Here is a 26,930-nt window from a genome sequence, read left to right on the forward strand (position 1 = left end):
TATATCATGTCCGGGTCACCGCAGACCCTCAGCAGGCGATTTGCCTAAGTGATTTTCACTAGTGTGAATTTGACGTTATACCAGTCCGAACCTGTCATAAATTACTGTCCAAAACCGTTGACTGCCGCCCATAGTTTATACCTGCTTAATACTTCCGGACTATGCTGGTGAAAGAGTGACCAAATTCACGAAGGAAAACAGACAGGTGATAAAATGAATAAATCAGGGACTCTGTCCCGCAAGCTGGCGGCGCTGCCGCAATACCTTCAGCATCTGGGCGGAAGATTCAGGGAAGAGGCCAAGGAGCTGGGCAGATTGTCCATGCTGCTTGATATTATGGATAAGGAAATGCTGGATACTTACTTTCAGCCGATTCTGCATCTGCGGAGCGGAGCAACTATTGGACATGAGGTGCTGAACCGGCCGCCCAGTTCTCCGCAGTTCCCGAGCACCGAGCATTTCTATGATTTTGCCGGAAGGACAGAGCAGATGTTCAGATTCGAGCAGTATTGCCGCAGAATGTCCTTATCCCGTTATATGGAGAGGCTGCCGGAGGCGGATGCTGCGGGGGATAAACTGTTATTTGTTAACGTGCATCCGGGGGTGCTGAATGATTCCCGCCACAAAAGCGGTGAAACGCTGACGCTGCTGGAGGAGCTGGGACTTGCACCGGAGCGTGTGGTCTTTGAGCTGACGGAACGCCAGGCGGTGCAGGATTATATCGGTTTCGAGAAAGTGTTGTCCCATTACCGCGAACAGGGCTTCAGAATTGCGGTGGACGATGCCGGTTCCGGCTACAATAGTCTCAAGACGCTGGTCTACCTGAAACCGGAGTTCATTAAGCTGGACAAGTCGCTGATCCGGGGAATTCACAGCAGCAGGGAACAGCAGGAGCTGCTGGAGCTGGTTAAGGAATACGCCGACCGTTCCTCCACCCGGGTGATTGCAGAAGGCATTGAGACGGCGCAGGAGCTGCTTTTTCTGCAGATGGCGGGAGTGGAATATGGTCAAGGTTATGCACTCGGAAGACCGGCTCACCAGCCTGTAGATGGAGGATTCCCGTCGTCGGCACTGCCGTTTCCAGTAAGAGGAGGGTATAGGCATGTTTCTTCAAATTGGTGAAATCGCCGAACAGATCCCGGAAATTACAATACATCACAAATGCGAGTACGTAGATCAGATTTTCAAAAAGAATCCCCAGCTTCAGGGCGTCGCAGTAACCGATAATGGATGCACGGTAGCACTGATCATGCGAATCCGCTTTTACCAGCAGATCGGTACTCTGTATGGTTATACACTATATATGGGCAGATCCGTGGAGCTGGTGATGGATAAGAATCCGCTTGTGGTGGATTATAAGACGCCGATCATTGATGTAAGCAGGCTGGCTATGGCCAGGAATGATGAGAACCTGTACGACTATGTAATCGTCACCCACGGGAATACATTGTTCGGAGCGGTAAGTGTGCGGGATCTGCTGCTTAATTTTGCGGAAATTCAGGCGGTGGCGGCCAGCTTCCTGAACCCGTTAACAGGACTGCCGGGCAATGTCAGTATAACGGAGTGGATGATAAAATCGCTGCTGCAGGAGCAGTTCAGTGCACTGTACATCGATCTGGATCATTTCAAGGCCTATAACGATACATACGGATTTAAGGAAGGCGACCGGATGATTCAGGCTACGGCGGAGATTCTGAAGCATGAGGCGCTGCGTCTGGAGGGATTTTTGGGACATATCGGCGGGGATGACTTTATTATTTTCATCAGCCATTATCAATATGAGGAGTGCTGCAGGAGCATCATCAGGGAGTTCGATATGGTGGTAAAAGATTTCTATCATGCCGGCCATCTGGCCCAGCAGTTTGTACTGACCGAGAGCCGTTCAGGACGCATGGAGGAAATTCCGCTGGTCTCGATCTCCATCGCCGTTGTAACCAACCGCAGCCGCAGATTTGCCTCTATAGAAGACCTCTCGGAAGAGGCGGCCCGCTTCAAAAAAAGCTGTAAAATGATCAAAGGCAGCAGCTATGTGGATGACAGCGATCTCAGCCTGCACAGACTCGGACACTGAGACTTGCGCCTGCGTGCTTCACGGGGATGGCGGTATGCTTGAACAACAGACATCAATGCGGTAAGATTGACAACAATAAGAGCATGCCAAGACCCTTTTACGTGGAGTGTGATGACAATGCATGGCAAGGGGATGGAATGGTGGGGGGCGGCGTATGAGCCCTTTCATATCGTGCTGAATGACTACGGGATTGCCGATATCGTGCTTACCCAGCATGCGAAGAGCCGCTACGCAGACCGGGTTGCCCAGGAGGATGACGGGAACGGCGATGTGACTGCATGGATCTGGCAATGCCTGAAGCAGAACAGGGTGAGAACCTTCTCGCACAGTGAGTATAATGCCTATCTGATTGACAATGATACGGTGATTGTGGTCGATTTCAGGCAGCTTGAGGGTGTGACCTCGCTCTCCGGTGAACCGCTGTACGTCATGGTAGTTGTGTCGTTTCTCGGCCGGATTTCGGCGACTCCCCAGCTGCGGGATCTTAAGAAATACTATTCGTGGCTGCGCCACTCCCGGCGCATGAAGCTGATGAAGAAACGCCGCAGACGCAAGTAGGAGACAGTATGGCAACGAAGGCATGCGGCTTATGGCTGCGTGCCCTTTTTTTGAAGAACAGGTATTTATGTGTTTATTGGAGTTATTTTGAAAAGGAGTCAGAAAAGCATGAACTTTCATCAGCTTCATATTTTTTATACCGTATCCGAACGGGGCAGCTTCTCGGCGGCGGCACTGACGCTGCATATGACACAGCCCGCAGTGACGATGCAGATTCAGGCGCTGGAGGATTATTTCGGGGCTAAGCTGTTTGACCGGTCAACTAAGAAAATAATGCTCTCCGAAGCCGGACGCACGCTGATGCCGTTCGCGCTGCGCAGTATGCAGCTGATGCGGGAGACGGATCAGGCCATGTCGGCCTTCACCCACATGCTGGAGGGCCGGCTGCAGCTCGGAGCGAGCCTGACGATCGGCGAATATGTGCTTCCGCGCCTGCTCGGTCCCTTCGGACGGGAATATCCGAACATCTCGATCATGATGAAGGTGATGAATACCTCGCAGATTATGGATGAGATCAACAAACACCAGCTGAACTTCGGGCTGATTGAAGCGCCGGTATCCCATCCCGATATGGTCATCGAGCCGGTAATGGGCGATGAGCTGAAGCTGATCGTTCCGCAGGGCCATCCGCTGGCGGATCAGACTGAAGTAACCCTGAGCGATGCGCTCGGTTATCCGTTCGTACTCCGTGAGCAGGGCTCAGGGACCCGGCGGGTAATGGAAGAGCAGCTGCTGGAGAAGGGGCTTGATCCCGCCGCCATGAGGATTGTGATGGAGCTGGGCAGTACAGGAGCCGTGAAGTCGGCAGTGGAGGCCGGGCTGGGGATTACCATTATCTCTACCTCATCGGTCAAGCACGAGGTGGCGCTTGGGTTACTGAAGATTGTCAATCTCACGGATGCCTCGTTCAAACGGCAGTTCTACGCGATTCATCTGAAATCGACGCTGCTGCCGATTTCGGCGGTGACGTTTCTGACTTTCCTGCGCCAGCATGCGGACGGTCAATAGCTGAATTACTTGGAGAATGGAGGCGTCAAATGGAAGACAAGAATAGTAAGTTCAATGATACACAAGGAGCGGATATGGTGCCCGCTACGGGAAGAGGCGATCTGCATACCCACACACAGGCTTCGGACGGCATGCAGGCTCCGGCCGAGAATGTGCGTCTGGCTTATGAGAAAGGACTGGCGGCTGTAGCCATTACCGATCACGACACGGTAAGTGGGGTGGCCGAAGCGCTGGAGGCCGGTAAGCGGTACGGCATTACAGTAATTCCCGGTGTGGAGATCAGCACACGGGCCGGAGGGAAAGAGATTCATGTGCTCGGCTATTACATCGATACAGAGGACGAGCTGTTCCTGTCCCGGCTGGAACAGCAGAGGAATACCCGCCTCGGGCGGAATGAGGCGATCATAGACAAGCTGCGCGGGCTGGGGATTGAGATCAGCATGGAGCAGGTGTTGTCGGGCATGGGCAGGGAGCTGAAGCCGGACGAGAGTGTCGGCCGGCCGCATATTGCCGATGAGCTGGTGCGCCTGGGAGCAGCAACGGACATGCGGGATGCATTCGATAAATATCTGGCTGAAGGTGCGGCGGCGTATGTATCGCCTCCCCGGATCACACCGGAAAAGGCCTGCCGCTGGATACAGGAAGCGGGCGGCGCAGCGGTGCTGGCCCATCCCGGCATTTACGGGGATGATGAACTCGTGCGGAAGATACTTGAGACCGGAGAGCTGCGCGGAATCGAGGTCTACCATTCCGATCATGGTCCCGCTGAGCATGAGCGTTATCTTGCGCTGGCTGAGGAATTCGGCCTGCTGGTCACCGGCGGCTCGGATTTCCATGGCGCACGGCAAGGTGTGATCTTCCACGGGGATATCGGCAGTGTCAATGTATCCACAGCCGTGCTGGAGCAACTGAAAGCGGCCCGAAGCTGAGCCTGAACGAAGTGATTTGCGGATGGCACGGGCAGCAGCCTGTGAAAATACCTGCCCTATGAAATTAGAGTGCAGCAAACCCAAAACAACCTCCATTCCGTTGGCGATGACGCCTTTGGATGGAGGTTGTTTGTTACCGGGACTAGCTCCGCAGAACGCTCGCCAGACTCTTGATCCGCTCTTCATCCGGTGTAACGAATAGCGTCCGCTGATGATCGTATATGACGAAGCCGGGTTTAGCCCCGCTTGGTTTGCGGACGTACCGGATCAGGGTGCTGTCTACCGGAACGCTGCTCGACTGCTTCGCCTGGCTGAAGTAAGCGGCGAGCTGGGCAGCTTCTTCTAAGGTTGCATCGCCGAATTCCTCGCTGCGGATGACTACATGCGAACCCGGAATGTCCTTCGTGTGCAGCCAGGTATCGTTCGCCGAAGCCAGACGGTTGGTGACATATTCGTTCTGCAGATTGTTTTTGCCGACATAGATGTCGATGCCTTCGGAAGAGGTGAACACCTGCAGGGTAGGGCGGGTTGCCTTTTTCTTCTTTTTGCCCTTTTTGCTGCGGTCCCGCAGGTAGCCCTGGCTTACCAGCTCCTCACGGATTTCCTCGATGTCATTCAGGGAGGCGTGGGCGAGCTGCTGCTGCAGCGTCTCCATATAGGCAATTTCCTCACGGGTCTTGAGCAGCTGTTCCCCGATGACCTTCATGCTGTTCTTGAATTTATTGTATTTCTTGAAATAGCGCTGCGCATTATCGGTCGGGCTCAGAAGCGGATCCAGCGGAACGGTAATTTCCGCCTGGTTCTCATCGTAATAGTTTACTAGTTTGGCTTCCTTGTCGCCTTTGCGTAGTGTGTGCAGGGAGGCGAACAGCAGCTCTCCCCAGATCCGGAACTGGTCGGCGTCCTGGGCCTCATCCAGATCCTTCTGCAGATTGGTTAGCTTCTTGATGTTCTTGCCGCGTTCATTACTGAGGAATCGGATCAGGTCACTTACCCGCTGCTTGACGGTATCCTTCTCCGCTTTGTCCCCGTAATAATCCTCCAGACATGTGCTGACCGAATTATAGTGCTTCACATTCCCGCCCATCAGCTTCAGCGGAATGGCGGAGAAGATGGGCTTGCCTTTGGCGTTCAAGCCGGAGACTGGCGAGAACTGAAGCTCCCTTACCGGTTCCATTACGGAATCGAAGGCTTCCCACAGCTGCTCCGGATGGTTTACTCCGCTGCTGAACTCCTGGGCATCGCCCCCGAGCTCCCTGTACCGGAGGACAATCTCACCGGCAATGAGCGGACTCAGGCCGTTAAAAGCATGTACCAGCCAGCCCGCCGGGTCGGCTGAAGGGGCGGGGCCGCCGGAGCCGTCCGCTTTCGGTTCTTCCAGCGATGCCAGAAGCCCCGCAATCTCGCCTTCGATCATATCCTCCTCAGGCTCCTCCGGATGCTCGGCCGCATACAGGGCTGCTTCTTCGGCCGAAGCCATCAGGGAGATGAAAGCGGCCTGGCTTATGCCGAGCGGATTCAGCTTATGCTGCTGCGGCGGCTCGGTATAGGCTGCTCCCGGCATTACGACCCGGTAGCTGCTGATCGATGGGGTGACATGATGAATCCCGTCGATAATCGTGCCTGTGGACAGCTCGGTCAGAATGATGTTGCTGTGGCGTCCCATCAGCTCGATGATGATTTTTTTGGCCGAGACATCGCCCAGCTCATCCCGGGTTCTGATGGTGATATGGATAATCCGCTCCATGCCTACCTGTGTGATGCTCTCGATGGTGCCGCCTTCGCAATGCTTGCGCAGCAGCATGCAGAACATCGGAGCTTCCGCCGGGTTGATGCTGCTTCTCTCGGTCAGATGCAGCCGGGGGTAAGTCGGATTCGCCGACAGCAGCAGCTTGCCGCCGCCGCCCGCACCGCGCAGGGTGAAGATCAGGTCATGTGTACTGGGTTGATATATTTTGCCGACGCGTGCACCGATGAAGGGCTCAAGCTCATGCACGATCGCTTTGGTAACGATGCCGTCTAATGCCATGATAAAGTTCTCCTGTCGCCTAAAAATAATGTACTCCCCCTATGATGCCATACTTTCACTCGTTCGCGCAAAAGGAGAAACCGGATGCGGTGATAATTTGGGACGACCATGAATACACTTGGACATGAACAGGTGGAAAAGCTGTGCGCCGCCGGAAGTCAAGAAACGACCGGGAGGGGAAAGATAAGTCATGGAACAAAAAAGTTGGCACCGGCTCGGTGCAGAGGAGCTTCAGGAGATGTTCAGCGTTCATCCGGGAGCGGGTCTGAGCGCAGAGGATGCTGCAGAAAGACGTAAAGAGAGCGGGTACAATGAGCTGTCGGAAGGCAAAAAGGTATCGCCTATAACGCTCATGCTCAATCAGTTCAAGGATTTCATGGTGCTGGTGCTGATGGGGGCGACGCTGGTATCCGGCCTGCTCGGCGAATATCTCGATGCCATTACGATTATTGCCATTATTCTGCTTAACGGGGTACTCGGTTTCGTACAGGAGTTCCGCGCCGAGCGTTCGCTCCGGGCATTGAAACAGCTCTCTGCACCTTCTGCCAAGGTACTGCGCGGCGGGAAGCAGGAAGTCATTGCGGCCAAAATGCTGGTACCTGGTGATATCGTCCTGCTGGAGAGCGGCGACCGTATCCCGGCGGATGTCCGCTGGCTGCAGTGCAGCGCCCTCTACGCCGAGGAGTCGGCACTGACGGGTGAATCCTTGCCGGTCTCCAAGCATGCGGAGGCAATTCATGCCGAAGAGCTCCCGCTTGGCGACCAGAAAAACATCGGCTTCATGGGCACGATGGTGACCCGCGGGACAGGGCGGGCAGTCGTCGTCCGCACCGGTATGAATACCGAGATGGGCAAGATAGCGGACCTGATCCAGAATACCGAATCGCAGGAAACACCGCTGCAGCACCGTCTGGAGCAGCTTGGCAAGATTCTGATCTATGTCTCCCTGGGCCTCACGATTGTCGTTGTCCTTGCAGGGATTCTGCATGGACAGCCTGCGCCGGCGATGTTCCTGGCAGGTGTCAGTCTGGCCGTAGCGGCCATTCCGGAAGGTCTTCCGGCGATTGTAACCATTGCTCTTGCACTAGGTGTCCAGCGGATGATCAAACGCAAGGCCATCGTCCGCAAGCTGCCGTCGGTTGAGACCCTGGGCTGTGCTTCGGTTATATGCTCGGATAAGACCGGAACGCTCACCCAGAACAAAATGACGGTAACGCGGGTGTGGAACGGCGGACGGAGTCTGGAAGTTACCGGAGAGGGCTACTCGCCTACAGGGCATGTACTCCTTAAAGGCAAGCCTGTGGATCTGAAGAATGACCAGAGTCTGCGGCGGATGCTGCAGGTGGGCGCATTATGCAGCAACGCGGAGATTTATGAGACAATCACCGATACACGCGGCAAGAAGAAGGCTAAAGGTGCGGAAGCCGACAAGGTTGCGGCCACCCAGTCTGTCTGGGAGCTGAAGGGTGATCCGACAGAAGGAGCACTGGTGACCCTGTCTGCCAAAATGGGGTTAACCGCACAAACCCTTGCTGTTACCTATACCCGCGAAACGGAATTCCCGTTTGATTCCGAACGCAAGCTGATGTCTGTCACCGTCAGCCATCCCGGAGGACGGATGATCTGCACCAAGGGTGCGCCTGACGTGTTGCTGAATTGCTGTTCCTATATATTGTGGGAAGGCGGAGTAGTTCCGCTCACGCCGACCTTGCGCCAGAAGGTGCTGGAGGCCAATGAGGAGATGGCTTCAGGCGCGCTGCGCGTGCTCGGGATGGCTTACCGTGAGATGCGGAGCGGAGAAGTAGCCGGCAGCGAGAAGGAAGCGGAATGCCAGCTCGTCTTCGTGGGACTCGCCGGAATGATCGATCCGCCGCGCCGTGAAGTGCGTGATGCGATTCAAGTCACACGCCGGGCCGGCATCAAAACGGTGATGATTACCGGGGACCATGGGACGACTGCGGAAGCCATCGCCCATCAGCTTGGCATTCTGCAGCGGGGTGGCACCGTCCTGACCGGCAGCCAGCTTACCCGGATGGACGATGATGCGCTCGACAAAGTATCGGATAATGTCTATGTATATGCCCGGGTATCTCCTGAGCACAAGCTGCGGATTATCAAGTCCCTGCAGCGCCATGGACATGTGGTGGCGATGACCGGGGATGGTGTGAACGATGCTCCGGCGATCAAGGCGGCGGATATCGGAATCTCCATGGGCATCACCGGCACGGATGTAACCAAGGAAGCATCGTCACTGATCTTAGGCGATGACAATTTCTCGACGATCGTTGCAGCCATTGAAGAAGGCCGGAATATCTATGAGAACATCCGTAAGTTTATCCGCTATCTGCTGGCTTCGAACGTCGGTGAGATTCTGACGATGTTCTTCGCCATGATGCTGGGGCTGCCGCTGCCGCTGGTGCCGATCCAGATACTCTGGGTCAACCTGGTCACAGACGGGCTGCCGGCTATGGCGCTTGGGGTAGATCAGCCGGAGAAGGATTTAATGGAGCACAAGCCGCGCGGAGCCAAGGAGAATATCTTTGCCCGCCGTCTCGGCTGGAAGATCGTCAGCCGCGGGCTGCTGATCGGCCTCTGCACTCTAGCCGCATTCTGGCTGACGCTGCGCATTGCACCGGATAATGCACAGCAGCTGGTGCGGGCGCAGTCGGTTGCTTTTGCCACCCTGGTTATGGCCCAGCTCATTCATGTCTTCGACTGCCGCAGCTCCCGGTCGGTCTTCCACCGGAATCCGTTCCAGAATAAAGCGCTGGTGCTGGCCGTCCTGTCCTCCGTAATCCTGATGCTGGTTGTAATGTACCTGCCTTTCCTGCAGCCGGTATTCAAAACCGTCCCGCTCAGCTTCCGCGAATGGTGCCTGGTGCTGGTGATGGCCGGCATTCCGACCTTCCTGATGGGTGCGGGCAGCGTCTGGGGCGGCAAGAAGAACCGCAGCCGCAGCGGCGGACGGCAAATGATAAAAAGTACAAAGTTTTCGGCATAAAATCAATAGCATCATTCCACTCCTTTAAGGTATGCTGGTTTCACCGGGAAGCTTGGTTTATGCTAAACCGGGCGGGCATATTCAGACAAAACCTTTAGGAGTGGACGATATAATGGAATTTACTAAGATGCACGGTCTGGGCAATGACTTTATAGTAGTATTCGGCGAGGATGAGCTGCCGGGCAATGCTTCGGAGCTGGCTATTACCCTGTGTAACCGGTTCTTCGGCATCGGCGCTGACGGGCTGGTATATATTCTGCCTTCAGAGCGCGGTGATTACATGATGCGCATCATGAACTCTGACGGCTCGGAAGCCGAGCAATGCGGCAATGCCATCCGCTGTGTCTCCAAATATGTGTATGAGCACGGACTGGTAGAATCGGAGCAGATTGTGATTGAAACGATTGGCGCCGGTGAACAGAAAGTGTCCCTGAAAGTAAAGGATGGTGTAGTCGAAACCGTTACTGTGGATATGGGTGAGCCGGTTCTGTCGGGACTGCAGATTCCTGTAGCGATCGACGCAGAGCCTGTGCTGGATCAGCCGATCGAGGCGGACGGAACGGAATTCAAATTCACTGCCGTATCCATGGGCAATCCGCATGCGGTCATTTATGTTGATGATGCGGTGTCCTTCGATCTCGGCACATGGGGACCAAAGCTTGAAGTTCACCCGCTGTTCCCGCGCAAGGTGAATGTAGAGTTCGCTACCGTTGTGGACCGCGGACATGTGGATATGCGTGTCTGGGAACGCGGAGCCGGACCTACACTGGCCTGCGGAACCGGAGCCTGCGCGACGCTGGTCTCCTCCGTGCTGAACGGGGTAACCGACCGCTCAGCCTGGATCAGCCTGAAGGGCGGCGACCTGTTCATCGAGTGGAATGAGGAAGACAACCATGTGTATATGACGGGTCCTGCACAGGTTGTGTATACCGGCTCGGTGGATATTTAATACCGGATTTGATACGGATAGCAGATTAAACACGATAGCAATAGATATGGAAATCCCCCGCGGGCTGCGAGCTTGCGGGGGATTTCTGCATCCGCCGGTCCTTCACCCTGGTGAAATTTGGACTTTTAGCTGCTCCTGGAGCACGAATTCTCTGATGAACTCTGCTAATTGCAGCACTTTCCGCCGCTTATTTAAAATCCTGTACTAAATACAACATTTTGCTTTTTATTCCGCTTCAAATCCGGAATTGTTGTACGAAAGGCATCATTTTTCCTTCTCCGGGTCACTTTGCGAGGCAAATCCTGTATTTCATACAACAATCCTCTAAAATGCTCAGATATCTATGCACCAAGGTTGTAATACATACAACATTTTGCCGGTGTGGCATGAACTTCAGTGGCGTGAATTTTAGAAATGTTAGAATCTCCATTCAGCTTATCAATACCCGGGAACTCCAGTCCGCCGGGAACCCAGCCGAATAATGGCAAGGATATCCGCGAATAATAGAACTCTGCATGAGTATGGGAGGGATGAGGCGGATATGAAGTCATGGTCCAATAAACATAAACAGACAACAGCTGTAGCACCGGCGAACCAGCCAGCTGAAGGCGGAACTCCTTATCTGTCCGATAACGTTGCCCGGAATCTGGATAATATGCAATCTGAGCTTGGCGGCAGTCCGGATCTCAAAGTCCGCAGAATCCAGATCGGGGGAGAACGCCGGATTGAAGCGGCGGCAATTCATCTCAGCGGATTGGCCGATACGGTGGCCGTTAACGAATTTGTGATTGGCTCGCTGCTGGGCAATACGGAGGACTTGTTCCCGGACGATACGGATGACATGGTAACAGCCAGCGATAAAGCCGCATCAGAGACCAGCCCTGGCGATGCAGCAGACTCCGGCACCGCCGCTCCGGCAGAAGCTGCAATTAACGCCACAGCTGAGTCTGCTGCTAACTCCGCTGCTAAGTCTGCTTCCATATTTACTGCAGAGCCCGGCGCGGGATGCCCCCCCCTCCCGCAGCTGATTCTAAACCGCGCACTGGAAATCGGCGACGCGGTACTTCAGGAGGAATGGAAGGATATCATGATGGCCGTTCTCTCAGGCGACACGGTTATATTGCTGGAGGGATACCGGACGGCCATCATCTGTGAGACGCGCGGCGGGGAGCAGCGCTCGGTCAGCGAGCCTTCCTCACAGCTTGTGGTGCGGGGTCCGAAGGATGGTTTTGTGGAGTCGGTGGCCACGAACATCTCACTGATCCGCCGCCGGATCAAATCTCCCAAGCTGCATCTGGAATACATGAAGATCGGTACGGAAACCCAGACCCATGTGGCCCTGATGTATATGAAGGGAATCGCGGGGGAAGATCTGATCCGTGAGGTCAGGGAGCGCCTGCATAAGATTGCCATAGATGAAGTGCTGGAGTCCGGTTTCATTGAAGAACTGATCCAGGACAAGACGTTCACGCCGTTTCCGACCATATACAATTCGGAGCGCCCGGATGTGGCGGCAGGCAACCTGCTGGAAGGCAGGGTTGTCATTATAGTCGACGGTACCCCGTTTGTGCTGATTCTTCCGGCGGTGTTCACACAGTTTTTTCAGTCTGCAGAGGATTATTCCCAGCGTTTTGATATCGCCATTATGATGCGGATCATCCGTTATCTCAGTTTTCTGGTCCTGATTCTCGGTCCTTCCGTTTATCTTGCACTGACTACATATCATTATGAAATGATACCGACAACACTGCTGATTAATCTGCTCTCGCAGCGGGAGAATGTGCCTTTTCCGGCTTTTGTAGAGGTGCTGCTGATGGAAACGGCATTTGAGATTCTCCGGGAAGCCGGTGTCCGCATGCCCCGTGTCATCGGTCAGACGGTATCCGTCGTCGGTGCGCTTATCCTGGGGACGGCTGTTGTAGAAGCGGGAATCATTACGCCGATCATGGTTATCGTGGTAGCGCTGACCGGGATTGCCAGCTTTGCCCTTCCGGCATATAACATGGCGATTGCCGGGAGAATTATCCGGTTTGTTTTTCTGATCATGGCCAGCATGTTCGGCTTCTACGGGATCACGCTGGGACTGATTGTACTTGTGGCCCATATGAACAGCCTGCGTTCCTTCGGCATTCCCTATTTATCCCCGTTCGTGCCTCTCTCGGTCAAGGGGCAGAAGGATACGATTCTCAGGCTGCCGCTCTGGCTGATGGGCCCACGCAAATCACCGCAGCAGATGCGCGCAGAGATGCCTGAATACATGCAGATAACGACTGGCTATGACGAGCAGCTGTCTCCGCTCATTCTCAAGAATAATACAGCTGCCAGGCAGCGGGCTGAAGGTGAACAACATGAAGCAAATGAAGAATAAACCGGTCAGCCGTGGACTGCTGCTGGCTCTTCTGCCGCTGCTCCTGCTTACCGGCTGCTGGGACAGCGTTGAGCTTAACCGCCGGGCCATAGTCTCTGGTGTCGCCATCGACCGGGGGCCGACGGAGGCCGAGAAATACCGGCTCTCTTTTCAGGTGATCGTCGCTGAAGAAATATCCGGGGAGAAGTCCCGGGGAATAGCGCCGGTTGCCCTGTATACCGGCACTGGCCGTACGATGTTCGAGGCACTGGCTGACGCTTCCCGCCAAACCGCGCGTTTCTTATCCCTGGGGCATGTGCGGGTACTGGTGGTCTCAGAGGAACTCGCCCGCGAAGGGATCAAGGATATCATGGATGTGCTGGAGCGGGAGAGTGATACCAGGCTCACCAGTCTGATTTTTATCGCCAAAGGGCAGCCGGCGCATGAACTGATGTCAACGATGACCGTATTCAGCAAAATCCCTGCGAATGATCTGGTGGAGAAGCTGGATACGACCTCCAAGCAGTTCGGCTATAATTTCCGGATGGAAGTAGATGATGTAATCAGGGGGATTCAGCTCAGGGGAGGCGGACCGGTAATCAACGGCGTGTTTACCAGCGGTGAACGTGAACAGGCAGACACCAATGATAATCTGAAGAGCATTAGGCCCCGGACCATCCTTAGAGTATCAGGACTTGCGGCGTTCAAAGACGATAAGATGCAAGGCTGGCTGGACGGCGATGCTGCACTAGGCACTGTTCTTTTGCATAACAAAATCAAAGAGTTTCCCGTTGTCATCAAGGACAAGGAAGGCGGCTATCTGTCGTTCAATGTCTATCAGTCCCAGGTAACCTTGAATACGGAAGCCTCAGACCCGGAGCATCCCGTGATTATTGTGAAGATCAGACAGCAGGCAGCGGTGAAGGAATCCGCCAATCCGCTGGACCTTACTTCACCGGAAGTGCTGGAGGGCTTGTCCGAACAGCTTACGGAAGAAACGATCAAGCAGATCAAGACAGCGATTGCTTCAGCCCGGGAGTTCAAAAGCGATTACCTCGGCTTCGGCCAGGTGCTGCAGCGGAAGAATCCGCGCGGCTGGAAGCAGGTCAAGGATCATTGGGAGGATATTTTCGCCACCTGTGAAGTGCAATTTGTGGCAGACGCTGTCATCCGGCATACGGATATGCGCAGCAACTCCTTTCAGATCAACAAATAGAAGCGGGGAGGTCAACATATGGGTACGATCAAAATCGGGCCGGGTCAGTTTTTCTGCTTGACTGTGTTGTTTGAGCTGGGCACGGCACTGGTCGTTAACCTGGGAATGGGAGCCGGGAGGGATGCCTGGATCTCGATATTGATCGGCTGTGTGGCTGGTCTAATCGTGTTCACAGGTTATGCCTATCTGTACCGCAAGTACCCCGACATGCCTTTTACCGCCTATACGCGAAAGTTGCTCGGCAAATATATCGGAACTCCAGTAGCCGTACTGTATATCATTCTCTACATTAACCTTGCCGCCCGGGATTTGCGCGATGGCAGTACTATGCTTGCTATGGCTACCATGCATAATACCCCGCTGTTCATTCTCAGTGCGCTGATGCTGCTCTCGGGGGCATATGTGCTGCATAAAGGAGTGGAGGTGCTGAGCAGAACTTCGGTGGTCTTTGCGCTTGTCGTGATGCTGATCGGCTTGTTCGGTACAATTATGCTGATGCTCTCGGGATCTATCAATTTGCACAGGCTGCTGCCCGTGCTGGAGAATGGCCTTCAGCCTGTGCTTGCCTCGGTGATGCGCCAGAATTACATGTTCCCGTTCGGGGAGATGGTTTGTTTCACCATGCTGATGCCCTATTTGTCTAATGTCAAAAAAGGACCCTGGGTTATCGCCGCCGGTATCCTCTTCTCTGCAATTCTGCTCAGCTTCACAATGGCCTTGAATATTTCAGTTCTGGGTGAGGATATTGTGGAACGTTCCCCGCTTCCGCTGATGCCGACGATCAGCAAGATTTCAATTTCGGATTTCATCCAGCGTGTCGATATTTTTGTGGTGATGGTGCTGATTATCGGGGTGTTTTTTAAAATGGCCGTGTTCTTTGCCGCTGCGCTGGTTGGTATTTCTGAACTGTTCCATATGCCTTTCCGCCGGATGCTGTATCCTTGCGCACTGATTATTCTGTTCACCTCCATGCTGGATGCCCGCAGCTTTACGGAGCATCTGGACGAGGGGGGCGGACTTTTATATATAGTGTATCCATTCTTCATGCTGGTTGTTCCGGCAGTCCTGGTAATCCTTGCAGCAGTCCGGGCTCATTTCTCTGCGCCGCGTCCGGGCTGAGTTCCGCGTATCCAGTACACGGCATCCGGCACGATCATGCAGAGGACCAGCACAGCTGCAGACAGCTTCTCGGAAGCGGTGTAGAGCAGGTAATTGAAGATATATCCGATGTTATCCAGCCCGTACCCGAACAGCCAGTCCCCCAGATACAGATACAGCAGGGAGAGGACGGACAGCAGCAGGATGACGGCATATTTGCGCAGCAGCAGCTTTCGGGTGTGTTGTTTCATTAGACAGGCTCCTCTGTAAAAGAATAGGAGTAGTATGAATCATTTGCCGGTATGCCATGCAAAGGGCTGCGGATTCCGCTGATCAAAGCTTATCATCCATCCCGTTTTATGTTACATTAGTATGAAACTAATGTCAGTTAGGGGAGGTTCTTGCGGTGAAGCCGGATTTGCGTTCTGCATGGGAGAATAACGTATTGGTCGGAGACGGAGCGATGGGAACCTTTTTATATCAAAAGGGTTTCCCTGTAGGCATCTCCTATGAGGAATTAAATCTGACCTCTCCGGAGGTGATTGAGGATGTGCACCGGAGCTATATAGAGGCCGGTTCTGTCCTGCTGGAGAGTAACACCTATTCGGCAAACTATGATAAGCTCTCCAAATTCGGGCTGGAATCGAAGGTTGCGGAGATCAACCGTGCCGGGATAAGAATTGCCCGCACTGCAGCCGGAGAGAACGGATATGTAGTCGGGGCTGTGGGCTCGATACGTGCCGGCAAACGGGCTAATTTGTCCTCGGCCGAGCTTAAGCGGTTTTTCTCACAGCAGATTGCCGCCCTGCTGGAAGAGCAGCCGGATGGTATTATGCTGGAGACCTTCTATGATGTGGAGGAGCTTCACCTGGCGCTTAGAACCGTCCGCAAGCTCAGCGAGCTTCCGGTAATCTGCCAGCTGGCTGTGGATGATTCAGCGCGCACACTGGACGGGCTGACACTGCCTGAGGCATTCCGCATTCTGGAACAGGACGGGGCGGATGTCATCGGCTTCAACTGCAACACCGGGCCTAACGGCATCAAGCGTGCGCTGGGTACTCTTCAGGGGAGGCTTGTGCTTCCAGTATCAATCTATCCCAATGCAGGGGTAGCAGATTATGTGGACGGCCAGTACCGCTACGGGGCATCTCCGGAATACTTCGGCCAGATGGCTCCGGTCTTCGCGGATATGGGCAGCCGGATCATCGGAGGATGCTGCGGCACCACTCCCCGGCATATTGCGGAGATATCCGCTGCGCTCAAGGAGTATGAGGTTAAACCGCTTCCGGAACCTGATGAGCATACAATGGCAGAACGGATTTCTGTGCATGAGCATTTGAGTGAGGATGATGGACAAGGCGGAGCTGAACCGACACTTGTGGATCTGGTCAAGGAACGGCATACGGTAATCGTAGAGCTTGACCCGCCGCGTGATTTGGACATCGCGAAGTTCATGCGGGGAGCGGAAGCGCTGCGCAGAGCCGGTGCGGATGCGCTGACGCTGGCAGACAACTCGCTTGCTGTTACCCGGATGAGCAATATGGCGCTGGGACATCTGGTTCAGGCCCGTACAGGGCTGCGTCCGCTGGTGCATATTGCCTGCCGGGACCGCAATCTGATTGGTACCCAGTCGCATTTGATGGGCTTTGATGCCCTTGGCATTGACCATGTTCTGGCTGTAACCGGTGATCCTGCGCGTTTCGGTGATCTGCCGGGGTCCAGTTCGATTTATGATCTGACTTCTTTTGAAATTATACGTATGATCAGACAGCTGAATGATGGGGTAGCCTTCTCGGGCAAGCCGCTCAAACAGAAGGCGAAGTTTGTGATTGGTGCTGCCTTTAATCCCAATGTCAAGCATTTGGACAAGGCGGTGGAGCGGCTGGAGAAGAAGATCGCATCCGGTGCGGATTACATTATGACCCAGCCTGTATATGATCCTGAATTGATTGCCCGGATTGCCAAGGCCACAGAGCATCTTGATATTCCGATCTTTATCGGGATTATGCCGCTGGCGAGCGGCCGCAACGCTGAGTATCTTCATAATGAGGTTCCGGGGATTCAGCTCTCCGCCGAGGTCCGCAGCCGCATGCAGGGGCTGGAAGGGGAAGCAGGGCGCGCGGAAGGTGTCCTTATCGCCAAAGAGCTGCTGGATGCGGCGACTGCGCATTTTAACGGCATCTATCTGATTACTCCTTTTATGTTCTATGATATGAGTGTACAGCTGCTGGAGTATGTCTGGGCGAAGCAGGGACGCAAATTGTCCCCCTTGTTTCGCTAGTAAGAATCAATTACAATAGTGTAATGGATGTGATTCCGTTGTCATTTAGTATGACCGGATACGGTCAGTCATCCCTGCAATTCGGTGGACACAAGATAAGTTTCGAAGTCAAATCGGTGAATAACCGTTACTGCGAAGTTGTGCTGCGGATGCCCCGGGATTGGACGGGTTATGAGGATATGCTGCGGAGAATTGTGCAGAATCATATCAAACGGGGACGGGTAGATGTCATCATTAATAGAGAACTCACCGATGGAGCGGCTGACGGCCAGGCGCTGAACCGCACTATGGTGAAGGCCTATCTGGACGCAGCAGAAATATTAAGCCGGGAGTACGGGTTCCCGGGAGAGTTGACTCTCCGTGATATACTTTCTATGCCCGGTGTTATGGAACTCAAGGAAGAGACTCCGCTTGCTGCAGCGGCGGCCCCCTCTGAAGAAGTTGCAGAGCTCCTCAAGAAGGGGCTGGGGCTTAGTCTGGAGGCCTTGCTGGAGATGCGGGCCCGTGAAGGCGGGTACTTGGCCGCTGATCTGTCACGCCGGCTTGACCATCTGGAAGAGCTGCATGCCGGGATATCCGCGCTTGCGCCTTTGGTTGTGAATGAATACCGCGAGAAGCTGCGGCAGCGGCTCAGCGGACTGAATGACGGGAGCTTCCCATGGGATGAGCATAAAATCGGCATGGACATTGCTATTTTCGCCGACCGCTGCAATATAGATGAGGAGCTTACCCGGCTGTACAGCCATTTCGGGCAATGCAGGGCTTTGCTGCTTGGCGGTGAGCCTGCGGGACGCAAACTTGATTTTCTCATTCAGGAGATGAACAGGGAGACCAACACCATCGGGTCGAAGTGCAATCATCTGAATATCGTGAATCTCACGCTTGATATGAAGGCAGAGCTTGAGAAGATACGCGAACAAGCGGCGAACTTAGAATAACAGGGACCTGAAACAAGCAAAGATGTAACTTATGGGGGGAACAACCGGAACATGGCAATCAAATTAATCAACATCGGCTTTGGGAATATAGTGTCGGCCAACCGCATTATTTCCATTGTCAGCCCGGAATCTGCACCGATCAAGCGAATTATTCAGGAGGCCAGAGACCGGCACATGCTGATCGACGCCACCTACGGAAGACGGACGCGGGCCGTCATCATTACAGACAGCGATCACGTAATTCTCTCGGCCGTTCAGCCGGAGACCGTTGCTCACCGCCTATCCAGCAAAGATGACGATAACGACGAATAACAACAAATGGAGTGTACTATGTCAAAAGGATTGCTGATCATATTATCCGGCCCTTCCGGCGTCGGCAAAGGTACGGTTTGCACTGCGCTGCGGCCGAAGATGCCTGAACTCGTCTACTCCGTCTCTGCCACCACACGCTCTCCGCGTGCAGGTGAAGAGAACGGCGTCAATTATTTTTTTAAATCCAGAGAGCAGTTCGCGGACATGATTGAAGCGGACCAACTGCTTGAATATGCGGAGTACGTAGGCAATTATTACGGTACTCCGCGTGATTTTGTGGAGAGAACACTCGAGAGCGGAAGAGATATTATTCTGGAAATCGAGGTTCAGGGAGCTCTCAAAGTCAAAGACAAATTCCCCGAAGGTATCTTTGTCTTCCTTCTTCCTCCGTCCATGGACGAGTTGAAGGACCGTATCCGCGGACGCGGTACGGAGCATCCTGATGTGATTAACCACCGCATGTCTGTTGCAGAGGATGAGATCGGCCTGATCCGGCATTATGATTACGCAGTAGTGAATGACGAGATCGATCTGGCCTGCAAGCGAATAGAAAGCATTATTATCGCCGAACATTGTAAGGTGAGATGACAGGCTCTACAGGATTGGTTCATATTTACAGTAAAAAGTGAAGAGGTGTCTTACGTGCTATATCCATCCATTGACGAACTGGTGACCAAGGTTGACAGCAAGTATTCCCTGGTTGTAGCTTCAGCCCGCCGGGCTAGAGCACTCCGTGAAGGCGGAAAGACTGATATTAAGAACCCGAGATCGCACAAGTATGTTGGTGTTGCGCTTGAAGAGATCTATGAAGACCGCATTATCGTAACCCGCGGCGAAGAATAGACTTAAGGTTCCGGCTCAAGGCTCACAGCAGAAACGGAAACCATCCCGCTTAGGGATGGCGCAGCCGTTTCTTCTTGAGTTAAGCCAGTTAAGCTGCAAATGAAATAGATAATAGCCCGCACCGGGCTGTTCCTGACAACCGGAAGGTTGTTATTTTTTTCTCTATTTATAAGGATATAATGAAGCGGAATAGATTAAACTTGAAATTTTGAGTGAAGTGAACGGAGCAGCGGAGGGGATTTTGGAACTGTAGGAGCGACAGCGACCGCCTTTGTCACCGGATTTCCACCGCGATAAGCGGGGTATAAATCAAGAAATCTGGGGACAACAGCGGCCGGAAGTCCAAATATCACCGCAGTGGCGATAGTTCCTTTATTCAAAAAACTAAATGAAATCTATACAGCTTCCTTTTGACGTAAATATGAAGATTTTCATTTCTTCTTTTCATAGCGGCATATACAATGGGCACAGATTGAGGTACAGGGGGGAGATCAGTTTGAAGAGTTTACAAGGAAAGTCGATTATACTCGGAATCACAGGAGGTATTGCTGCTTATAAGGCGGCGGCCCTGACCAGCAAGCTTACCCAGCAAGGCGCCGAGGTTCATGTCATCATGACAGCATCGGCCAAGCAGTTCATTACAGAACTGACACTGCAGTCATTGTCCAAGCAACGGGTATACAGCGATACTTTTCAGGAACGCGACCCGTCCTCCATCTCACATATTGATCTGGCGGATTCGGCCGATCTGGTCCTGATCGCACCGGCTACCGCGAATATTATTGCCAAAATGGCGCATGGGCTGGCAGATGATATGCTGTCTACTACACTGCTTGCCGCTACAGCTCCTGTAATGGTAGCCCCTGCGATGAATGTTCATATGTATCAGCACCCGGCGGTATTAAGTAATATTGATACACTTTACAAGCGGGGTGTGCACTTTATTGAGCCGGGAGAAGGACTGCTGGCCTGCGGTTATGTAGGCAAAGGACGCCTGGAAGAGCCGGAAGCCATCGTGAAGGTTGTGGAGAACTTCTTTGCGCTGCAGAACGATAAGAAATCCGGGCCGCTCGCTGGCAAAAAGGTAGTGGTTACCGCCGGCGGTACGGTTGAACGCATCGATCCTGTCCGCTACATCTCCAATGATTCCTCCGGGAAAATGGGCTTTGCGCTGGCACGGGCAGCACGGGCCATGGGGGCCCAGGTTACCCTGATCGCTGCGCGGACGGATGAAGCACCGCCACGCGATGCCGATATCGAGCTGGTCCGCGTAGAGTCCGCGCAGGATATGTACGAAGCGGTCACAGACCGCTGGGCCGATTGTGACATTCTCATTAAAGCGGCAGCAGTCGCAGATTACCGTCCGAGACACAGCGCGGAGTCCAAAATCAAGAAGAGCGGCGACACGATGACGCTTGAATTGGTGAAGACAACCGATATTCTGGAAAGTCTCGGCAAAATGAAGGACAAGCAATTCCTGATCGGGTTTGCCGCCGAAACCGGAAATGCCGAATATTACGCAAAGGACAAGCTGGTCCGCAAGAACCTGGATCTGATTGTCGCTAATGATGTTGCTGTAGAAGGTGCCGGATTCGGCACGGATACCAACATTGTGTCGGTCTATGATGCAAACGGCCTCGTTCTGGATCTTCCATTGGTCTCTAAGGATGAGGTGGCGCGCCGGGTACTGCAGCTCGCCGCTGAACGTGTTGCCGGAGCCTTATTATAATGGATATTGCCAAGGTCATTGTCGATGTTCCTGTGCGCAGCACCGACCGGCCGTTTGACTATTTGATTCCGGATTCACTGAAGCTTTGGATTGAAGTGGGCAGCAGAGTGGCGGTTCCATTTGGACCCCGTACGGTTCAGGGGTTTGTTGTATCACTGGAGTCGGGAGAGACCGGCAGCGTATCAAGAATGAAACCGATTGTGGAAGTGCTCGATCTGCTGCCCCCGCTGTCACCGGAGCTGGTAGAGCTGGGCGACTGGATGAGCCAAAGATATGCCTGCAGACGGATCTCCGCACTGCAGGCTATGCTTCCGACTGCCCTGAAGGGCAAAGCCGAGCGGCTGATCTCGTTAGGCGATGCAGAGGAAACGGTCAATTCTCCCGGAGATGAGCTGTTTCCGCTTTTCCTGGAGGCGGACAATGAAGAGCAGCAGATTACTGACTTCGTCAGACGCCACGGCGAAGTATCCATGAAACTGCTGACCCGCACCTTCCCTGAGGCGGCAGAAACTGTTAAGTTCATGGTGCGGCGCGGTGTATTGGCGGAGAGCCAATCCATCAAGGACAAGATGGGCAAGAAGAAGCTGAAGGCCGTTGATCTGGCTATCGGACTCTCCGCAGCACGGGAATCCCTGGCCGGCTTCCCGGCACGTTCGGCGCGCCAGAAGGAAGTACTGTCATTCCTGATCGATATGGAGGCAACACTTCCCATGCCGCTCAAGAATGTACTGTCGGTTCTTCAGGTAACAGCCGGTACGGTGAAGGCTCTGGAGGACAAAGGTTATATTGAGATTAGTGAAATTGAAGTATACCGTGATCCCTACCAGGGACGCGACTTCAAGCCAAGCACACCGTTGCCGCTGACAGCGGAGCAAGAGGTTGTCTATAAGCGGATTGTAGGAACTGTAGAGCAGCAAATGCATGAAGTATTCTTATTGCACGGGGTAACAGGCAGCGGGAAGACGGAGATTTATCTGCAGTGCATTCAGCGCTGTGTGGAGCAGGGTCGCCAGGCTGTAGTGCTGGTGCCGGAAATTGCCCTGACCCCGCAGATGGTTGAACGGTTCAAAGGCCGGTTCGGCAGCGGAGTAGCGGTGATGCACAGCCGGCTGTCTGTCGGAGAACGCTACGACGAATGGCGCAAGATCCGTGAGGGCAAAGCGATGGTTGCTGTCGGCGCGCGCTCGGCAGTGTTTGCTCCGTTTGCCAATCTGGGCCTGATCATTATGGATGAAGAGCATGAAGGCTCCTATAAGCAGGAAGAGAATCCGAAATACCATGCCCGTGATGTTGCGGTCCGCAGAGCTGAACAGGGCGGGGCAGTTGTAATTCTTGGCTCGGCAACGCCTTCGCTGGAGAGCTATCACGCAGCCAGATCACAGAGCGATATTCATTTCTCGCCGATTCTGCTGGAGATGCCAAGCCGTGCACTCGGCAATGAGCTGCCCAAAGTGGCTGTGGTCGACATGCGTGATGAGCTGAAGGAAGGCAACCGCTCCATGTTCAGCCGCAGGCTGCATGCTGCCCTGGTGAGCAGGCTGGAACGCGGAGAGCAGACCGTACTTCTGCTGAACCGCAGAGGGTTCTCCACCTTCGTCATGTGCCGGAGCTGCGGATATGTCGCCGGTTGTCCGGAATGTGATATCTCACTGACTTATCACAGCCGCAGCGACAATCTGCGCTGCCATTACTGCGGCCATGCCGAGCCTGCACCTAAGCTGTGTCCCGAATGCGGCAGCGAGCATATCCGCTTCTTCGGGACAGGGACCCAGAGAGTCGAGGAAGAGCTCGGCAAGCTGTTTCCAGGTATCCGAGTAATCCGTATGGATGTGGATACAACTACGGAGAAGGGTTCACATGAGAAGCTGCTGAACCAGTTCAGGGATAAGAAGGCCGATGTGCTGCTGGGAACGCAAATGGTGGCCAAAGGGCTCGACTTCCCTGATGTCACCCTGGTCGGTGTAATCACTGCGGACTCGGCGCTGAATCTGCCGGATTTCCGGGCGGCGGAGAAGACGTTCCAGCTGCTAACTCAGGTTGCCGGCAGAGCAGGGAGACATCAGCTGCCCGGCGAGGTGGTTGTGCAGTCGTATACACCGGAGCATTATTCGATCATCCATGCCAGCGGGCATGATTACAGATCGTTCGTGCGGGATGAACTGAAGCACCGCAAGGAGCTGCATTATCCGCCCTATTGCCGGCTGATTCTGGTCACGCTGTCGCATGAGCAGCTTCCGCTGCTGCTGAAGCTGGCGGAGAATTATGCCCTGAATATCCAGGGCAAGGCAAGGCAGCTGCGCTGGTATGGAAGTCTGGACAAGCTCTCCTCGGATGCGCTGGATCTGCTGGGTCCGGTGGCGTCACCCTTGCCGCGGCTCAAAGGCCGGTACAGATTTCAATGCATCATTAAATGGCGCGGTGCGATCGATGCAATCGGACTGGCCCGTCAGGTGGCAGAGGAGCTGGAGGACTCTGTCCGTGACAAAGGACTGCAGATCAGCATAGATGTGGACCCGCAGATGTTGATGTAATCTCCCGGCGTGTTACAATGGGTAAGGCAGTTTTGTCTGAATGATAGATGTTCATTGTTTACTCAGGTGCTTTACTATGAAATGAAAGAGTGATTTTTTTCATTTTATATACTATAGACATGTTCAGAACAAGGATGGTGTTTTTGTAATGGCAATCAGGCTGATCGTGAAAGAACCGGATGAAGTATTACACAAGAAAGCAAAGACCGTAACAACTGTAACCCCGAATGTGCAAAAACTGCTCGACGATATGGCGGATACGATGTATGACGCGGAAGGCGTTGGTCTCGCAGCACCGCAGGTTGGAATTCTGAAGCGGCTGATCGTAGTAGATGCCGATGAAGAGCATGGATTGATCAAGCTGATTAACCCTGAGATTATCAGCATGGACGGGGAGCAGTTCGGACCCGAAGGATGCCTGAGTATTCCCGGCTTGAACGGTGATGTACGCCGTGCAGAGACAGTAACCGTACGCGGTCTGGACCGTGAAGGCAATGAAGTTACAATTACCGGAAGCGGCTTGCTCGCACGGGCTTTTCAGCATGAAATCGATCACCTGAACGGTGTGCTGTTCACGGATATTGCCGAGAAGGTATATGAGTATACAGCAGAACGCAGTGAAACTGAGGAGTGAGTGAAATGAAGATAGTGTTCATGGGAACGCCGGCTTTTGCGGTACCCTCCCTGCGGATGCTGCTGGAGGAAGGCTATGAGGTAGTCGCAGTGGTTACCCAGCCGGACCGTCCGCAAGGACGCAAGAAGATGCTTGCGCCTTCACCTGTGAAGGAGGCTGCTCTTGAACTGGGGCTGCCGGTTCTTCAGCCCGAACGGATGCGGCGCCCGGAAGCGGTAGCTGAACTGGCTGCCTATGAGCCGGATCTGATTGTAACAGCGGCTTACGGGCAGATTCTGCCGAAGAGTGTACTGGAACTGCCGAAGAACGGATGTGTGAATGTTCATGGCTCGCTGCTGCCGAAATACCGCGGCGGTGCACCGATACAGCGCTGCATCATTAACGGCGAGAAGGTAACAGGTGTAACGCTGATGTACATGGCAGAAGGACTGGATACCGGAGATATGATCTCGCGGGTAGAGGTGCCGATTGAGGATGAAGATACCTCAGGCACCATGTTCGACAAGCTGAGTCTTGCCGGACGTGACCTGCTGAAGGCTGAAATGCCGCGGCTGGCGGCAGGGCGTGTAGAGGCGGCCGTGCAGGATGACAGCGAGGCAACTTATGCGCCGAATCTCAGCCGCGAAGATGAACGGATCGACTGGACGGCCGGGTCACTGGCAACCTATAACCGTATCCGCGGGCTGGTACCGTTCTCGGGTGCCTTCACCCTGTGGAACGGCGAGACCTTCAAGGTGTGGGCAGCGGCGAAGCCGTCTGCGGGAAATGCAGGCGGAAGCGCTGAACCGGGCACCGTACTGTCAGTGAGCGAACGCGGTGTTGAAGTGAAGACCGGCGACGGTATTCTCCTGCTGACAACGGTACAGCCAGCCGGCAAAAAAGCGATGAGCGCGGCAGATTTCAGCCGCGGTGCTAGTCTTAAGCCTGGCGCGGTGCTGGGTTGAGCGCGGGCGGCAAAGGCGGCGGACCGCGCATCCAATCCGCCGGTAATACCTCTGCTCCGGGCGGTCAAGCCAGAGGAGCAGGCAAGAAGAAGCCGGGCGGTAAACCGCCCGCAGCAGCTACTGCGCGCGAGGTTGCACTTGATATCCTTGTCCGCGTAGAGCAGCAGGGGGCATACAGTAATCTTCTGCTGGGCAGCAGCCTGCAGAAGGCGGATCTGAGCCGTGAAGATACCGGACTGGCTACGGAGTTGGTGTACGGAAGTATATCACGGATGATTACACTGGATTATGTGCTGGGCGGTTTCGTGAGCAAGGGACTTGCCAAGCTTCAGCCCTGGGTGCGTAATTTGCTGCGTCTGAGCCTGTACCAGATTATGTATCTGGACCGGGTTCCTTCGCATGCAGCGGTTAATGAGGCTGTGAATATAGCCAAGAAACGCGGCCATCAGGGAATCTCCGGCATGGTCAACGGCGTGCTTCGCAGCGTACTGCGGGCCGGGGAACTGCCGGTATTGCCGGAGGAAATCAGCCGGGAGGAGCGGATCTCAATTCTTCACTCGCATCCGCTCTGGATGGTGCAGCGGTGGTCTGCGGAATATGGCCCGGACACAGCGGAGGCTATGTGTGCCGCGAACAATGAACCGCCGGCGGTCAGTGTCCGCGTAAATACGACCATGATCAGCCGTGAGGCGCTGCTGGCTGAGCTGCTCGAAGCCGGCCTGGATGCCTCTGAATCTAAGGTCAGCCCCTTCGGGCTTATTGTTAAGGGAGGCGGCAATCTGGCACTGACCTCCTGGTACAGGGACGGCTATCTCTCTGTACAGGATGAGAGCTCGATGCTGGTGGCTGAGGTTGTAGCACCAGAAGCCGGGATGAAGGTGCTGGACTGTTGTGCCGCTCCCGGAGGCAAAAGCGCGCACATGGGCGAGCTGATGAAGGATGAAGGATCTATACTTGCCAATGATCTGCATGAGCATAAGGCGAAGCTTATCGCCGATCAGGCGGCCCGTCTGGGTCTGGATTGCATTGCTACCTTAAGCGGCGATGCCCTCCGGCTGGGTGCCGCCCTCCAGCCGGAATCCTTCGACCGGATTCTGCTGGATGCACCTTGCTCGGGGCTTGGGGTGATCCGGCGCAAGCCGGATTTGAAGTGGCGGAAGCAGCCCGGAGATGTGGACAGCGTAGCAACACTGCAGCATGAGCTTCTGCAGTCTGTCGCCGGGCTACTGAAGCCGGGAGGTATACTAGTTTACAGCACCTGCACTACGGAACAGGCGGAGAACAGCCGGATTATCAGGGATTTCCTGGAGCATAATCCCGGCTTCGCTCCGGTCAGCTTCAAGACAGCCGTCTGGGAACGGCTAGAGGGAACCGCAATTGCCGCAGGCGATGGAATACAGCTGCTTCCCCATCATTTCGGAAGCGACGGATTCTATATTGCCCGGCTGGAGCGACTCTCGTAATATAGTGATTTCTGCATGGAATTACAGCTTCCCGCCCCGCAGAGGTTTT

At 54.3% G+C, this 26,930-nt stretch carries 22 protein-coding genes; 20 read left to right on the plus strand and 2 right to left on the minus strand.

What is annotated here, in order from left to right; all coding sequences use genetic code 11:
* The first annotated feature begins 213 nt into the window (after positions 1-213).
* The 5 genes from PBOR_RS14940 to PBOR_RS14960 all read left to right on the plus strand — a co-directional run bounded on the left by PBOR_RS14940 (position 214) and on the right by PBOR_RS14960 (position 4,566).
* Positions 214-1,122 (plus strand): EAL domain-containing protein, encoded by a 909-nt coding sequence (locus PBOR_RS14940; protein WP_042212875.1) that lies wholly within the window; start codon positions 214-216, stop codon positions 1,120-1,122.
* On the plus strand, positions 1,103-2,071 hold the full coding sequence (locus PBOR_RS14945) for a GGDEF domain-containing protein (RefSeq protein WP_042212878.1): 969 nt from the start codon (positions 1,103-1,105) through the stop codon (positions 2,069-2,071). Before PBOR_RS14940 ends, PBOR_RS14945 begins: the two co-directional genes overlap by 20 nt.
* A gap of 117 nt (positions 2,072-2,188) precedes the next feature.
* A complete protein-coding gene (locus PBOR_RS14950) occupies positions 2,189-2,629 on the plus strand; it encodes a hypothetical protein (protein ID WP_042212881.1) in 441 nt (146 codons plus the stop codon).
* A gap of 108 nt (positions 2,630-2,737) precedes the next feature.
* Entirely contained in the window at positions 2,738-3,637 is a 900-nt protein-coding gene (locus PBOR_RS14955; protein WP_042212883.1) for a selenium metabolism-associated LysR family transcriptional regulator, read from the plus strand.
* 74 nt (positions 3,638-3,711) lie between these two features.
* Positions 3,712-4,566: a PHP domain-containing protein gene (locus PBOR_RS14960; RefSeq protein ID WP_042219431.1), complete on the plus strand. Its 855-nt coding sequence runs from the start codon at positions 3,712-3,714 to the stop codon at positions 4,564-4,566.
* Between the two features lie 142 nt (positions 4,567-4,708).
* Here PBOR_RS14960 and PBOR_RS14965 read toward each other — a convergent pair whose 3' ends face one another.
* Complete coding sequence (locus PBOR_RS14965; RefSeq protein ID WP_042212885.1) at positions 4,709-6,595, minus strand: Rqc2 family fibronectin-binding protein; 1,887 nt, start codon at positions 6,593-6,595, stop codon at positions 4,709-4,711.
* A gap of 190 nt (positions 6,596-6,785) precedes the next feature.
* Between PBOR_RS14965 and PBOR_RS14970 the strand changes: the two genes are divergently transcribed.
* The 5 genes from PBOR_RS14970 (at position 6,786) to PBOR_RS14990 (ending at position 15,227) form a co-directional block, all read left to right on the plus strand.
* Positions 6,786-9,596 carry a calcium-translocating P-type ATPase, SERCA-type gene (locus PBOR_RS14970; protein ID WP_042212888.1) on the plus strand — a complete coding sequence of 937 codons (2,811 nt, stop codon included), beginning with the start codon at positions 6,786-6,788 and terminating at the stop codon, positions 9,594-9,596.
* Positions 9,597-9,708: 112 nt separating this feature from the next.
* Positions 9,709-10,545: a diaminopimelate epimerase gene (dapF, locus tag PBOR_RS14975; protein WP_042212891.1), complete on the plus strand. Its 837-nt coding sequence runs from the start codon at positions 9,709-9,711 to the stop codon at positions 10,543-10,545.
* Positions 10,546-11,086: 541 nt separating this feature from the next.
* Entirely contained in the window at positions 11,087-12,913 is a 1,827-nt protein-coding gene (locus PBOR_RS14980; RefSeq protein ID WP_245648188.1) for a spore germination protein, read from the plus strand.
* Positions 12,894-14,108: a Ger(x)C family spore germination protein gene (locus PBOR_RS14985; RefSeq protein ID WP_157764043.1), complete on the plus strand. Its 1,215-nt coding sequence runs from the start codon at positions 12,894-12,896 to the stop codon at positions 14,106-14,108. The genes PBOR_RS14980 and PBOR_RS14985 overlap by 20 nt, the downstream gene beginning before the upstream one ends.
* A gap of 18 nt (positions 14,109-14,126) precedes the next feature.
* Positions 14,127-15,227 carry a GerAB/ArcD/ProY family transporter gene (locus PBOR_RS14990; protein ID WP_042212896.1) on the plus strand — a complete coding sequence of 367 codons (1,101 nt, stop codon included), beginning with the start codon at positions 14,127-14,129 and terminating at the stop codon, positions 15,225-15,227.
* Here PBOR_RS14990 and PBOR_RS14995 read toward each other — a convergent pair.
* Positions 15,200-15,457 carry a hypothetical protein gene (locus tag PBOR_RS14995; protein WP_042212898.1) on the minus strand — a complete coding sequence of 86 codons (258 nt, stop codon included), beginning with the start codon at positions 15,455-15,457 and terminating at the stop codon, positions 15,200-15,202. The genes PBOR_RS14990 and PBOR_RS14995 overlap by 28 nt on opposite strands.
* Before the next feature lie 155 nt (positions 15,458-15,612).
* On the opposite strand from PBOR_RS14995, the gene PBOR_RS15000 reads away from it, so the two are divergent.
* From PBOR_RS15000 to rsmB, 10 genes are all read left to right on the plus strand, one after another.
* Complete coding sequence (locus PBOR_RS15000) at positions 15,613-17,487, plus strand: bifunctional homocysteine S-methyltransferase/methylenetetrahydrofolate reductase (RefSeq protein WP_042212901.1); 1,875 nt, start codon at positions 15,613-15,615, stop codon at positions 17,485-17,487.
* A 38-nt stretch (positions 17,488-17,525) separates the two neighbouring features.
* The gene (locus tag PBOR_RS15005; RefSeq protein ID WP_042212903.1) at positions 17,526-18,425 is read left to right on the plus strand and encodes a YicC/YloC family endoribonuclease; all 900 of its coding nucleotides are present in this window, start codon (positions 17,526-17,528) and stop codon (positions 18,423-18,425) included.
* A gap of 51 nt (positions 18,426-18,476) precedes the next feature.
* Entirely contained in the window at positions 18,477-18,737 is a 261-nt protein-coding gene (gene remA, locus PBOR_RS15010; RefSeq protein WP_006209218.1) for an extracellular matrix/biofilm regulator RemA, read from the plus strand.
* A gap of 18 nt (positions 18,738-18,755) precedes the next feature.
* Positions 18,756-19,325, plus strand: coding sequence for a guanylate kinase (gene gmk, locus PBOR_RS15015; RefSeq protein WP_042212906.1), 570 nt, complete (start codon positions 18,756-18,758; stop codon positions 19,323-19,325).
* Positions 19,326-19,379: 54 nt separating this feature from the next.
* Complete coding sequence (gene rpoZ / locus PBOR_RS15020) at positions 19,380-19,580, plus strand: DNA-directed RNA polymerase subunit omega (RefSeq protein ID WP_042212908.1); 201 nt, start codon at positions 19,380-19,382, stop codon at positions 19,578-19,580.
* Between the two features lie 496 nt (positions 19,581-20,076).
* Positions 20,077-21,309 (plus strand): bifunctional phosphopantothenoylcysteine decarboxylase/phosphopantothenate--cysteine ligase CoaBC, encoded by a 1,233-nt coding sequence (coaBC, locus tag PBOR_RS15025; protein ID WP_042212911.1) that lies wholly within the window; start codon positions 20,077-20,079, stop codon positions 21,307-21,309.
* Positions 21,309-23,840, plus strand: a complete 2,532-nt coding sequence (gene priA, locus PBOR_RS15030; RefSeq protein ID WP_042212914.1) for a primosomal protein N' — start codon at positions 21,309-21,311, stop codon at positions 23,838-23,840. Before coaBC ends, priA begins: the two co-directional genes overlap by 1 nt.
* A 148-nt stretch (positions 23,841-23,988) precedes the next feature.
* Positions 23,989-24,474, plus strand: a complete 486-nt coding sequence (gene def, locus PBOR_RS15035) for a peptide deformylase (RefSeq protein WP_042212916.1) — start codon at positions 23,989-23,991, stop codon at positions 24,472-24,474.
* 5 nt (positions 24,475-24,479) lie between these two features.
* Positions 24,480-25,418: a methionyl-tRNA formyltransferase gene (gene fmt, locus PBOR_RS15040; RefSeq protein ID WP_042212919.1), complete on the plus strand. Its 939-nt coding sequence runs from the start codon at positions 24,480-24,482 to the stop codon at positions 25,416-25,418.
* Positions 25,415-26,881 carry a 16S rRNA (cytosine(967)-C(5))-methyltransferase RsmB gene (gene rsmB, locus PBOR_RS15045; protein ID WP_281192325.1) on the plus strand — a complete coding sequence of 489 codons (1,467 nt, stop codon included), beginning with the start codon at positions 25,415-25,417 and terminating at the stop codon, positions 26,879-26,881. Before fmt ends, rsmB begins: the two co-directional genes overlap by 4 nt.
* The last annotated feature ends 49 nt before the right edge of the window (positions 26,882-26,930 follow it).

Source organism: Paenibacillus borealis, assembly GCF_000758665.1.
GTDB lineage: Bacteria > Bacillota > Bacilli > Paenibacillales > Paenibacillaceae > Paenibacillus_AQ > Paenibacillus_AQ borealis.